This window comes from Micromonospora sp. NPDC023644 (assembly GCF_040640115.1).
Lineage (GTDB): Bacteria > Actinomycetota > Actinomycetes > Mycobacteriales > Micromonosporaceae > Micromonospora.
Map to the genome: position 1 here is coordinate 194,677 of NZ_JBFABA010000001.1, position 11,343 is coordinate 206,019.

The following is an 11,343-nucleotide window of genomic DNA, read 5'->3' on the forward strand; positions in this document are numbered from 1 at the left end:
GTCGCGGTGCCGGGCGTGGCGAGGTGACGCGATGAGCGAGACGCGTTCCGCGCCGCTGTACTGCCCGTACTGCGGCGAGGAGGACCTGCGGCCGAGCGAGGCCGGCCACGGCGCCTGGGAGTGCCACGCGTGCGCCCGGGTGTTCACGGTGAAGTTCACCGGCCTGCTCGGCCGGGCGGTGGCCCGGTGAGCGGGGGGACGGGCGACCGGCCCGGCCTCGTCTCCGCGGCGGGCCTGGGCCTGGTTGGCCCGGGCGGTCCGGCGCCGGCCGAGGAGACCCGGCGCGACCCCGGCGAGCTGCGCGCGCTGGCCGAGGAGGCCGGCCGGGAGCTGGAGGGGGCGCCGGCGCTGGAGATCGCGCGCTGGGCGGCCGAGACCTTCGGCGACCGGTTCTGCGTCACCTGCTCCATGGCCGACGCCGTGCTGGCCCACCTGGTCTCCCGGGTCGCCCCGGGGGTGGACGTGGTCTTCCTCGACACCGGACTGCACTTCCCGGAGACGCTCCGGGTCCGCGACGAGGTGGCCCGGACGCTGCCGGTCAACGTCCGGTCGATCCGGCCGCGACTGACCGTGGGCCAGCAGGACGGCCAGTACGGCCCGCGCCTGTTCAACAAGGCCCCGGACGACTGCTGCCAGCTGCGCAAGGTGGAGCCGCTGGAGCGGGCACTCGCGGGCTACGACGCCTGGGCCGCCGGGCTGCGCCGGGACGAGTCCCCGACCAGGGCGAACACGCCGGTGGTGACCTTCGACGCCCGGCGGGGCAAGGTCAAGGTCAACCCGATCGCGGCCTGGCGGCAGGCCGACGTGGACGCCTACGTCGCCCGCTGGAACGTGCCGGTCAACGAGCTGTTCAAGCAGGGCTACGGCTCGATCGGCTGCTGGCCGTGCACCCGCCGTACGAAGGCGGGGGAGGACCCCCGGGCCGGCCGCTGGGCCATGTTCGAGAAGACCGAGTGCGGACTGCACGTCTGACCGGGCCGGTCCCGGGCGCTCCCGCGTGGGCAGCGCCCGGGCCGTCGGGGGCGGCCGACCCGGTGGTCCTGGTCGCCCACGGCAGCCGGGACCCGAGGGCCGCCGAGGCGACCCGGGCGCTGGCCCGGGCCGTGTCGGCCGCCCGGCCGGGCACGCCGGTGCTGGCGAGTTGGCTCGATCACACCGAGCCGGGACCGACGAGCGTGCTGCGGAGCCTGGCCGCCGCCGGGCACCCCCGGGCGGTGCTGGTGCCGCTGCTGCTCACCGCGGCGTACCACCGGCGGGTGGACGTCCCGGCGGCGGTCGCGGCCGCCCGGGAGGCGGGACCACCGATCGCGGTACGGGTGACCGACGTGCTCGGTCCCGCCGACGGCGAGGTGGACGCCGGCCTGCTGGCGGGGCTGCGCCGACGGTTGGGCGAGGCGGGGCCGGGGCGGTTCGACGCGCTGGTGCTGGCGGCGGCCGGCACGAGGGACGCCCGGGCGCGCGGGTCGGTGGGGCGGGTGGCCGCCGCGCTGCGCGTCGGTCTCGGTGTGCCCACCCGTGTGTCGTACGCCTCGGCGGCCCCGCCGGCCGTCGCGGCGGCGGTGGCGCGGCTGCGGGCCCGGGGCGCCGAGCGGGTGGCCGTGTCGGCGTACTTCCTGGCCCCGGGCCTGTTCCACGACGCCGTTTCCGTGGCGGCGCGGGGTGCCGGGGCGGTGGCGGTGTCGGCCCCGCTGACCGACGCGCCGGAGCTGGCCGACCTGGTCCTGCGGCGCGTGGACGCCGCCGGCCGGGTGGCCGGGCTCACGGCCCGTCCATGATCAAAAGAGGCGTCCGGCGGGTACGAAGACCGGTGTGCGGACAGCGGAGACGGGTGTGCGGACAGCGAGACGCCCCGGCGGGCGTACCCGGCCGGGGCGTCTCGCTGGTGCGTGGGGATCAGGCGGAGTGAGCGCGCAGCACCCGGAGGCCACCGCGGCGCTTGACAGCCCGCCGCTCCTCCTCGCTCATCCCGCCCCAGACGCCGGCGTCCTGACCGGACTCCAGCGCCCACTGCAGGCACTGGTCGGTCACGGAGCAGCGCCGGCAGACGGCCTTGGCCTGCTCGACCTGCAGGAGAGCCGGCCCGGACGTCCCGATCGGGAAGAACAGCTCCGGGTCCTCGTCGCGGCAGACAGCATGGTGACGCCAGTCCATGGCGGCAACACTCCTCATTCTGGGTGGGTGGCAGATATTGCTTCTGTTGCTTTTCCTATATGCATCCGCAGCGCCGAATGGTTACGGTTCGCGTACGCCTATTCGGCAGTGCGTGAGCAGGCTGTGTCGGCCCCGCGGACCTGCTGGAACAGCTCAACCTGACGAGCGTATCCAGGCAATGTCCCGGTAACTCAAGTTCGCTTGTGAATACTTTCACGAACGCCCGGGATGTCAAGGGTGACGCTCGGAAAAACTCCGGGCGGTGAGCAAGCCCACAACCCCTTTGTCCGGATTCCAGCGCCTTCCTGGTTACCCGGCGTACCACTGTCGAGGATCAATATAGTACAGTCCGCGTGACATTGCTGACATTTCCGGCACCTGCCCCTCGGTGTGGCGGCCGTCGCATCGGTCTGGTGTCGCGACCGCGTCGACCTACGGCAGTACCCGAGACCTAGCAGATTACTCTCAGTGCGGCGGGAATGGATGTGAATCTGACTTTCTCCCGCTCGCCAAGGTAGTCGCCGTCGAGCTGGAACGCCTGCGGCCGGGCCGAGACCAGGGTGAACTCCGCGACATCGTGCAGCCGCAGCACCTGGCGGCCGTGCGGATCCGGCGTCCGGGAGAAGAACTGCGTCACTGTGCGTGTCGTGCTGGCCACCCGCAGCTGTCGCAGGGCGAGCACGTCCAGGCCCAGATCGAACGACGCCTCCGGGTTCGGGTTGACCTCGCGGTCGCCCAGGTACGTCCACGGCGCGGTGTTCTGGATGATGACCGTCGCCAGCTCGCCCTCCGCCAGCTCGCCCGGGCGCTCCAGGCTGATCGCCGGGTGGCGGCGGTCGGAGTTGAGGAAGTACTGGGCGACGGTGGACCGGAAGTAGAGGGCGGGCGTCGACACCCGGCCCCGCCGGCGGGCCTGCTCCACCCGGTGGATGACCGCCGCGTCGACGCCGAAGCCCGCGCAGAAGGTGAAGTAGCGGTCGTCGGCCCGGCCGAGCCCGATCGTCCGGTACCGGCCCAGCCGCAGGCCCTCCAGGATCATGCTGGTGCCGTCCGGCCAGTCCCGGGGCAGGCCCAGCGCCCGCGCGAAGACGTTCGTGGAGCCGCCCGGCACGGTCGCGAGGGCGGGCAGCCGTTCGGCCGGCGTGATGCCGGTCGGCATGGTCGGCGGCTGCGCCGTCATCAGGCCGTTGACCACCTCGTTGACCGTGCCGTCGCCACCGAGCGTGACGACGACGTCGACGCCCTCCTCGGCCGCCTCGCGGGCCAGCGCGGTCGCGTGCCCCCGCCGACGGGTGTAGCGCACGGAGAGATCGACTTCGCTGCGCAGTGCCCGGACCAGGACGTCCCGGCTGCGCTCGCTGGTGGTGGTGGCCTTCGGATTGACCACCAGGACGGCCCGCATGGGCGGCACTGTACCGCGCACCGCCACGGGTATCGTGGCGCGCGTGACCATCGACTCCGACCCGATCCCCGTCACCCTCCGCTGGGCGGTCCGGTTGCTGCGGGCAGAGGCGGTCGCCGTGGGACTGGTCGCCGCGTGGCTGCTCTGGGCCGACCTCACCGCCACCACCACCGACCTCACGTCGGCGTTGCTGGTGACCGCGTTCGCGATCGGCGCGGCGGCGGCCCTCTGGGCGCTGGGCGGCGCGCTGACGCGCCGGCGGGCGGGAGCCCGGGCCCCGGCGATCGTGCTCCAGCTGATGCTGCTGCCGATCGGGTGGTTCATGGTCCAGGGCGGAATGGCGTGGCTCGGCGTACCGCTGATGGCGCTCGGCCTCGGCGTGACCGCCCTGATGGTCAGCACCCCCACCACCCGGGCCCTCGGTTTCGAGTGACCCCCCGCCGGGCCCGTCCCGGGCGCGGCGCCGGGCGGGCGGCCGGTCAGTAGTGGGAGGCGCGCCGGGTGAGCAGCGAGATGGTGGCCCGGCCGTCGCCGGCCGTCGCGGCCGCCGACGTGGTCAGCGCGGTGAGCACCTTCCAGGCGAAGGACGACTCGGCGGGGAGCGTGGCGCCGCGGACGGTCGGCACGGTCACCTCCACGGTGAGCGCGTCGTCGGTGACCGCGAAGCGGCAGTCGAGCTCCGCGTCGCGGGTGGCGATGGCGAGCAGCATGGCGCACGCCTCGTCGACGGCGATGCGCAGGTCCTCGATCTCGTCGAGGGCGAACTGGAGCCGCGCCGCGAGCCCCGCGGTCGCGGTACGTAGCACCCCGAGGTAGCCCCCGTCCGCGGGCACGGTGAGGTGCACGACGTCGTCGTCGGTCGTCGGCTGCCCGGTCAGTTGAGTCACCACTCATCCCCCCGGTCGGGGACTCTACCCGCTCGGTCGCCCGGACGTGTGGGGACCGCCACGTCCCTGTGCGGCGAGGGCGGTCAGGGCGTCCCCGCTGAGGCGGTAGGGGACCCACTCGTCCGTCGGCCGCGCGCCGATCGAGGCGTAGAAGCCGGCGGCGGGGTTCCAGTCGATCATGCTCCACTCCAGCCGCTGGTAGCCCCGCTCCACGCAGATCGCGGCGAGGGTGGCCAGCAGCGCCCGACCCGCCCCGGTGCCGCGCGCGGCCGGGCGGACGTAGAGGTCCTCCAGGTAGATGCCGTGCACGCCGGCCCAGGTGGAGAAGTTGAGGAACCAGAGCGCGAACCCGAACGGCTGGTCCCGGCCGTCCACGGCCACGTGGCCGTGCAGCGCCGGGCCACGACTGCTCCGGCTCGGCGCGTCCGACGCCGCGCCGCCCGGAGCGGTCCCGAACAGGGCGGCGGTGAGCTGCTCCTCGGTGAGGTGGCACTGGTCGGCGGCGCGTTCGTACTCCGCCAGTTCGTGCACCATCGCGACGACGGCCGGCACGTCCTCGGGACGTGCCGGCCGGATCGTCGGCGGACCGGTGAGGGTCACGCCTGCTTGGTCTCCCAGAAGATCTTGGAGATCTCGTCGATCTTCTGGAGCAGCTCGTCGGCCTTGGACGGGTCGGTGCCGCCCTTCGCGCCGGCGGCGCCGGCCAGCTTGGTGGCCTCGTTGAACAGCTGGTGCAGGTGCGGGTACTTCTCGAAGTGGGCCGGCTTGAAGTAGTCGGTCCACAGCACCCACAGGTGGTGCTTCACCAGGTCGGCGCGCTGCTCCTTGATCAGGATGGCGCGGGTGCGGAACTCGGGGTCGGTGTTGGCCTGGTACTTCTCGCAGATCGCCTTCACCGACTCGGCCTCGATCCGGGCCTGGGCCGGGTCGTAGACGCCGCAGGGCAGGTCGCAGTGGGCGCTGGCGGTCACGCGGGGCGTAAGGATGCGCGGAAGTCGCATCAGGATCCTCCATGGGAAGTTTGCGATGATCCAAGACGACATTACTCCTGGACGCGCTCCGGGGAGGCCGGGTGGAGGGGAAACCGATGGGGACCGATTACCCGGCGGTGGGCCCCCGGTTGCGGTGGCCGCTGACCGCCGTGCTGGTGACCGGTCCGTCCATGTCGCCCACGCTGCGGCACGGCGACGCGGTGCTGGTCCGCCCCGGCGGCCGGGCCGTGCGCCCCGGCGACGTCGTGGTTGCGGTCTTCCGCAGCCGCCCTGACCTGCTCGTCGTCAAACGCGCCGTCCGCGCCCAGGACGGCGGCTGGTGGCTGCGCGGCGACAACGACCTGGTCACCGACGATTCCCGGGCGTACGGGGTGGCCGACGTGCGGGGCCGGGTGGTCGCCCGCTACTGGCCCCGGCCCGCGCGGGTGCGCCCGCGGCGGATATGACCCCGCTCACATCAATGTGACGGTGGCGACACTATGCTCGAAACGTGCCCGGGTGACCCCCGCACCGCGTGCCGTTGCTCGGCGCTTCACCTCGCGCCCGCGCCGGCCGCTCCGTCTGCTCGACAGATCCTGGAGTCACCATGTCGTCCACCGTGGACCCCGCTGATCCCGTCTTCCGACTGCACCGGGGCGGCAAGATGGCCGTCGCCTCGACCGTCCCGCTGACCAGCCGGGAGGACCTCTCCCTCGCGTACACCCCGGGCGTGGCCCGGGTGTGCGAAGCGATCGCCGCCGACCCGACGCTCGCCGACGACTACACCTGGGTGTCGCACACCGTCGCGGTCGTCACCGACGGCTCGGCCGTACTCGGGCTGGGCAACATCGGCCCGCGCGCGGCGCTGCCGGTGATGGAGGGCAAGGCGGTGCTGTTCAAGCAGTTCGCCGGGGTCGACGCGGTGCCGGTCTGCCTGGACACCCAGGACGTGGACGAGATCGTGGCCGTGGTGCGCGCGCTCGCCCCGTCGTTCGGCGGGATCAACCTGGAGGACATCAGCGCCCCGCGCTGCTTCGAGGTGGAGCGCCGCCTGGACGAGGCCCTGGACATCCCGGTCTTCCACGACGACCAGCACGGCACCGCGATCGTCGTGCTCGCCGCCCTGCGCAACGCCGCCACGCTGCTCGACCGCAAGCTCGGCGACCTGCGGGTGACGGTCAGCGGCGCCGGCGCGGCCGGGGTCGCGGTGACGAAGATGCTGATCGCCGGCGGGGTGAACCCCGACCAGGTGGTCGTCTGCGACTCCAAGGGGATCATCGGCCGGCACCGGTCCGGGCTGACCGGCACCAAGGCCGACCTGGCGGCGAGCACGAACGCCGGCGGTCGCGAGGGCGACGTCACCGAGGCGCTGCGCGGCGCGGACGTGCTGATCGGCGTCTCGGGCGGGCAGATCCCGGAGGCGGCGATCGCCGGCATGGCCCCCGGCGGCATCGTCTTCGCGCTGGCCAACCCGACGCCCGAGGTGCACCCGGAGGTGGCCGCCCGGCACGTGGCGGTCGTCGCCACCGGCCGCAGCGACTACCCGAACCAGATCAACAACGTGCTGGCCTTCCCGGGCGTGTTCCGGGGCGCCCTGGACGCCCGGGCCACCCGGATCACCGACGGGATGAAGGTCGCCGCCGCCGACGCCATCGCCGGCGTGGTGGCCGAGTCGCTCACCGCCGAGGCGATCGTCCCGTCCCCGCTCGACCCCCGGGTCGCCCCCGCGGTGGCCGCGGCCGTGGCCGAGGCCGCCCGCCGCGACGGCGTCACCCGCTAGAGGACGCGTAAGGGGCTCCTTCCTGCCGCCCGGGTGGCAGGAAGGAGCCCATCCCACACCCGTGTGCCCTTCTTGTCGGGGGCTCGGCTTGTTACCGTGCCGATCATGCGTGCCGCCTTCGTCTCCCGCTTCGACGACGCCAACCCGCTCGCCGCGCTCGCCGTCGGCGAGCAGCCCGAGCCGACCCACCCGGCCGACGACTGGGTGACCGTGCAGGTGCGGGCCAGCTCCCTCAACCACCACGACCTCTGGTCGCTGCGGGGGGTCGGGCTGCGCGCGGAGCAGCTGCCCATGATCCTCGGCTGCGACGCCGTCGGGGTGGACCCGGACGGCAACGAGGTCGTCGTCTACCCGGTGATCCCCACCCCGGGCGACCCGCGCGGCATCTCCATCCTCTCGGAGCACTTCCCCGGCACGCTGGCCGAGCGGGTGGCCGTACCCCGGTCGAACCTGCTGGCCCTGCCGGCGGGGCTGGCGGCGGCGGACGCGGCCTGCCTGCCGACCGCCTGGCTGACCGCGTGGCGGATGCTGACCACCAAGGGGCGGGTCGACGAGGCCGACGCCGTGCTGGTCCAGGGCGCCGGCGGGGGCGTGGCCACGGCGGCCGTCGCCCTCGCCGCCGCGATGGGCAAGCGGGTGTACGCGACCAGCCGCGACGCCGCCAAGCGGGAACGGATCGCCGAGCTGGGCGCCACCGCCGTCGAGCCCGGCGCGCGGCTGCCGGAACGGGTCGACGTGGTCGTCGAGACGGTCGGGGCGGCCACCTTCGACCACTCGCTGAAGTCCGCCGCGCCGATGGCCCGGATCGTGGTCTCCGGCGCCACCGCCGGGCACGAGCCGAAGGTCAACCTGCGCCGCGTCTTCGCCATGCAGCTGGAGATCCTGGGCACCTCGATGGGCACCCCCGACGAGCTGGCCGCCCTGCTCGCGTTCTGCGCCGAGCGCGGCGTGCGCCCGGTGGTGGACACGGTGGTCCCGTTCAGCAGGGTCGCCGACGCCTTCGCCCGCCTGCACTCCGGCGACGTCTTCGGCAAGGTCGTCGTCGACCACACCGCCTGAGGCCGGGACCGCTCGCCTCCCCGGCCATGACGACCGGGACCGGCCGGCACGGTGGTCGCCCGCGGGGCGGCCACCGTCGGTCTAGAGGCGGTTGTCGAGGGTGGCGATGTCGTCGCGGGCGGCGTCGGTGAGGATGCGGCCCTTGGCGGCCTGGTCGCCGTAGAGCGACCAGCGCAGGAACTCGACCGTGGTGTCCGAGACCACCCGCAGCGCGGCGCCGTCGCTGAGCAGCGCCCGGCCGTGGTCGCCCTTCGGCAGGCTCAGCATCGCCTTCGGCCAGGGCACCTTGTCGTAGGCGGCCTTGCCGGCGGCGTACTCGACCACCTCGTCGGCCTCGCCGTGCACGAAGAGCTGCGGGGCGGCGGCGCCCGCGAAGGCGGTGCCGACCCCGAGCGCCGTGCCGGCGAAGACCACCCCGGCGTCCAGCCGCTCGTCCCGGCCGGCGGTGAAGAGGCCAATGGTGGTCACCCCACCGGCCGAGTGCCCGGCCGCCGCCACCCGGTCCGTGGCCAGCCGGCCGCGCAGCGGGTCGCCGGCGCGGGCGTCGAGTGCGAGCACCTCGGTCAGCACGTACGACACGTCGGCCGGCTGGTTGAGCACGTCGAGCACGTTGCCGTCGCCGCCCCGGGCGGTGTGCGGGAAGGTCGGCGCGGCCACCACGAACCCGGCCGCCGCCCAGCGCGTCAGCAGCGTCCCGTAGTCCGCCGGTCGACCGTTGAGCCCGTGGCTGAACATGACGACGGGGAACTTCCCCGTGGCGGCGTCCGCCGACCGCTCCGGCTGCCCACCGGGCCTCCCGGCCGCCGGGTACCAGACGGTCACCGGCAGCGGCCGGCCGCCGTCGCGGTTCAGCTTCAGCTGACGTACGCCGACGGCGAAGGCCCGGTCGGGCGCGGTGCCGGCGGGCACCCGCGGGGTGGGGGCGACCGCCTGTGTGGGCGGCGCCGGGGCCGTGGCCTGCGGGACCGCCGCCTTCGGGGCAGACCCGGCGTCGTCGGAGCAGCCGACCAGACCGGCGGTGAGCAGCGCGGAGGCGAGCAGGGCAGGGGTGACACGACGGGGCATGGGAACGATTGTGCCTCGCGGTGCGCCCCCGCCCGCCGAGGATCGACGCGGTGACCCCGCCCACATCCCGCCCCGTCTGGCCGGGGTCCACGGGCCCGTCCCCATGATCCGTTGACGTCGGCCCGGGCGGTACGCGGCTCCGAGCCCGGCGGAGCGTCAACCGATCATGAATGCCGCTCGGCAGCACCGGTGGCGCGCAGGCGGGTCAGGTCGGCGGCGTCCTTCGCCCGGCGGGGCCGGTCCGGCATCCAGACGGGGAACATCTCCTTGAACTCGATCTGGGCGGCCACCGAGATCATCGGGACGGTCAGCGGGCCGATTCGACCGGGCGGACCGGTCAGCATCCCGTCCGGCAGCGCCGTCCCCGTCCACGGGCCGGCGCCCACCACCACCTGCCCCGTCGCGTCCCGCGCCAGGTACGCGAGGCTCATCTCGACGTCGTCGCGGATCAGGTCGAGCTGCACGTCGACGGGCATCCGCGGGTCGGGCCGCCAACCGTGCCCGCGCAGCAGGCCGGCCAGCCGGTCGGCGTCGGCGCGCCAGCAGTACCAGTCGACGTCGACGTGCGGCCTGGTCACCTCGCCCAGGTGGAAGTCCATCGCCCAGCCGCCCCGCAGCCACACCTCGATGCCGGCCGCCGACGCCAGCCCGGCCAGCTCGGCGATGCCATCCAGTTGCCGCCCCGCGAGACCGTCCACGGCGGCACCGTAGCCCGGCGGTCCGCCCCGCGCCACGGCGTTACGCGCCCGGTCGCCACACCCGCCTGGCCCGCGCCCGGGGCCGGGACGGCGGGTCAGCCGGTGGGGCGGGTCTCGAACGCCGTCACGCCGGGGGAGTGGGCGTCGCCGGGCAGGCGGCGGCCGGCGGCCTGGTCGCCGTAGAGCGTCCAGCGAAGGAAGTCGGTGGTGGTGGCGAGGACCTGGTCGAAGCCCGGCAACCCCGGCGTCAGGTACTCGCCGTGGCCCTGCCCGAGCAGGCTCAGGAAGGCGGTCGGGCCGGTCGTGCGCTGGTAGGCGGCGCGGCCGACCGTGAACGGCACGATCCGGTCCGCCGTGCCGTGCACGAAGAGCAGTGGGGCCGCCGGCCCGGCGAAGCTGCCGGCCATCCCGCCCCCGGCGATCACCATGCCGGCGCGCAGCCGCCCCGACCGCCCGGAGGTGAACATGCCGGCCGTGGTGAAGCCGCCCGCCGAGTGGCCCGCGGCGGCGACCCGGGCGACGTCGAGGTGCCCGGCGAGCGGGTCCCCGGCCTGGGCGTCGAGCCGCACCAGGTGCCGGATCAGCCGCCAGCCGTCGGCCGGCTGGTGGCGTACGTCGGCGCGGCTGAACCGGGCCGTGCCGCGCCGCGTGTGCGGGTAGGCGGGGGCGGCCACCACGAACCCGGCGGCGGCCCAGCGGGCGGTCAGCCCGGCGTGCAGCTCGGGCAGGCTGTGCAGCCCGTGGCTGTAGACCACCACGGGGAAGCGCCCGGCGGCCACCGCGCCGCCGTCGGCCGGGTACCAGACGGTCACCGGCAGGGGGCGCGCCGAGGCCGGGTCGACGGTGAAGGTGCGTACGCCGACGGCGTAGGCCGCCGTGGGCGCCGGACGGGCCGGCGGCGGTGCGCCGGGCGCGGCGGTGGCCGCCGGGGCGCAACCGGCCAGCAGCGTCATCGTCAGCACGGCGACCAGCCGCTTGATCCCCACCGCTTCACGGTAGGTGCCCGACGGCCCGGACCGGCCCCGCCGTCCGGACCGGACGTCCCCGCCACCTGGCCGGATCGTCTCCACCGGCCGGCTCGACCTGACGCCGGGGCGCGCGCGGTGGACGGCGGCGCGGAGAGGGCTTGGCTAGGGTCACCGCCATGCCTGAGAACCAGACCGACCCGAGCGGCAACACCGCGGCGTTCCGCGCCTTCGCCCACACCGCCGAGCCCGAGGCGCCGGCCGGCGCGTCCCGGACGCCGATGCTCGTCGGCGCGGCGGCGGTCGCCGTCGTGGTGGTCGCCCTGCTCGCCTGGCTCGCCCTGAGCTGACCGGGGCGACCCGCG

Annotated in this window: 16 protein-coding genes; 8 read left to right on the forward strand and 8 right to left on the reverse strand. The window is 74.7% G+C overall.

Translation table 11 applies throughout. From position 1 onward, the window contains the following. Positions 1-31 precede the first annotated feature (31 nt). The 3 genes from AB0G08_RS00910 to AB0G08_RS00920 all read left to right on the forward strand — a co-directional run bounded on the left by AB0G08_RS00910 (position 32) and on the right by AB0G08_RS00920 (position 1,775). Entirely contained in the window at positions 32-190 is a 159-nt protein-coding gene (locus tag AB0G08_RS00910; RefSeq protein WP_121399684.1) for an IS1 family transposase, read from the forward strand. After that, complete coding sequence (locus AB0G08_RS00915; protein ID WP_358081224.1) at positions 187-972, forward strand: phosphoadenylyl-sulfate reductase; 786 nt, start codon at positions 187-189, stop codon at positions 970-972. Before AB0G08_RS00910 ends, AB0G08_RS00915 begins: the two co-directional genes overlap by 4 nt. 62 nt (positions 973-1,034) lie before the next feature. Beyond that, the gene (locus AB0G08_RS00920) at positions 1,035-1,775 is read left to right on the forward strand and encodes a CbiX/SirB N-terminal domain-containing protein (protein ID WP_358081574.1); all 741 of its coding nucleotides are present in this window, start codon (positions 1,035-1,037) and stop codon (positions 1,773-1,775) included. Positions 1,776-1,893: 118 nt separating this feature from the next. Here the strand turns inward: AB0G08_RS00920 and AB0G08_RS00925 are convergent, their stop codons facing one another. After that, positions 1,894-2,151: a WhiB family transcriptional regulator gene (locus AB0G08_RS00925; protein WP_007072794.1), complete on the reverse strand. Its 258-nt coding sequence runs from the start codon at positions 2,149-2,151 to the stop codon at positions 1,894-1,896. A 451-nt stretch (positions 2,152-2,602) separates the two neighbouring features. Next, positions 2,603-3,553, reverse strand: coding sequence for a diacylglycerol kinase family protein (locus AB0G08_RS00930; protein ID WP_358081227.1), 951 nt, complete (start codon positions 3,551-3,553; stop codon positions 2,603-2,605). 43 nt (positions 3,554-3,596) lie between these two features. Here AB0G08_RS00930 and AB0G08_RS00935 point away from each other — a divergent pair, with 43 nt between their 5' ends. Continuing rightward, the gene (locus AB0G08_RS00935; RefSeq protein WP_357870517.1) at positions 3,597-3,986 is read left to right on the forward strand and encodes a hypothetical protein; all 390 of its coding nucleotides are present in this window, start codon (positions 3,597-3,599) and stop codon (positions 3,984-3,986) included. A 46-nt stretch (positions 3,987-4,032) separates the two neighbouring features. Here the strand turns inward: AB0G08_RS00935 and AB0G08_RS00940 are convergent, their stop codons facing one another. The 3 genes from AB0G08_RS00940 to sodN form a co-directional block, all read right to left on the reverse strand. Next, entirely contained in the window at positions 4,033-4,440 is a 408-nt protein-coding gene (locus tag AB0G08_RS00940; protein ID WP_357870514.1) for an ATP-binding protein, read from the reverse strand. 24 nt (positions 4,441-4,464) lie between these two features. After that, positions 4,465-4,974, reverse strand: a complete 510-nt coding sequence (locus tag AB0G08_RS00945) for a GNAT family N-acetyltransferase (protein ID WP_358081577.1) — start codon at positions 4,972-4,974, stop codon at positions 4,465-4,467. A 62-nt stretch (positions 4,975-5,036) separates the two neighbouring features. Continuing rightward, a complete protein-coding gene (sodN, locus tag AB0G08_RS00950; RefSeq protein ID WP_088998581.1) occupies positions 5,037-5,441 on the reverse strand; it encodes a superoxide dismutase, Ni in 405 nt (134 codons plus the stop codon). Between the two features lie 86 nt (positions 5,442-5,527). On the opposite strand from sodN, the gene AB0G08_RS00955 reads away from it, so the two are divergent. From AB0G08_RS00955 to AB0G08_RS00965, 3 genes are all read left to right on the forward strand, one after another. Next, a complete protein-coding gene (locus tag AB0G08_RS00955) occupies positions 5,528-5,878 on the forward strand; it encodes a S24 family peptidase (RefSeq protein ID WP_121399681.1) in 351 nt (116 codons plus the stop codon). A gap of 140 nt (positions 5,879-6,018) precedes the next feature. After that, the gene (locus AB0G08_RS00960) at positions 6,019-7,191 is read left to right on the forward strand and encodes an NADP-dependent malic enzyme (protein ID WP_358081230.1); all 1,173 of its coding nucleotides are present in this window, start codon (positions 6,019-6,021) and stop codon (positions 7,189-7,191) included. A gap of 96 nt (positions 7,192-7,287) precedes the next feature. Next, a complete protein-coding gene (locus tag AB0G08_RS00965) occupies positions 7,288-8,250 on the forward strand; it encodes a zinc-binding dehydrogenase (protein WP_358081232.1) in 963 nt (320 codons plus the stop codon). An 81-nt stretch (positions 8,251-8,331) separates the two neighbouring features. Here the strand turns inward: AB0G08_RS00965 and AB0G08_RS00970 are convergent, their stop codons facing one another. From AB0G08_RS00970 to AB0G08_RS00980, 3 genes are all read right to left on the reverse strand, one after another. Beyond that, entirely contained in the window at positions 8,332-9,315 is a 984-nt protein-coding gene (locus AB0G08_RS00970; RefSeq protein ID WP_358081235.1) for a chlorophyllase, read from the reverse strand. A gap of 164 nt (positions 9,316-9,479) precedes the next feature. Further along, positions 9,480-10,013: an aminoglycoside adenylyltransferase gene (locus AB0G08_RS00975; protein ID WP_357870503.1), complete on the reverse strand. Its 534-nt coding sequence runs from the start codon at positions 10,011-10,013 to the stop codon at positions 9,480-9,482. Positions 10,014-10,108: 95 nt separating this feature from the next. Continuing rightward, positions 10,109-10,999, reverse strand: a complete 891-nt coding sequence (locus tag AB0G08_RS00980) for an alpha/beta hydrolase (RefSeq protein ID WP_358081238.1) — start codon at positions 10,997-10,999, stop codon at positions 10,109-10,111. A gap of 158 nt (positions 11,000-11,157) precedes the next feature. Here AB0G08_RS00980 and AB0G08_RS00985 point away from each other — a divergent pair, with 158 nt between their 5' ends. Then, a complete protein-coding gene (locus AB0G08_RS00985; protein ID WP_358081241.1) occupies positions 11,158-11,328 on the forward strand; it encodes a hypothetical protein in 171 nt (56 codons plus the stop codon). The last annotated feature ends 15 nt before the right edge of the window (positions 11,329-11,343 follow it).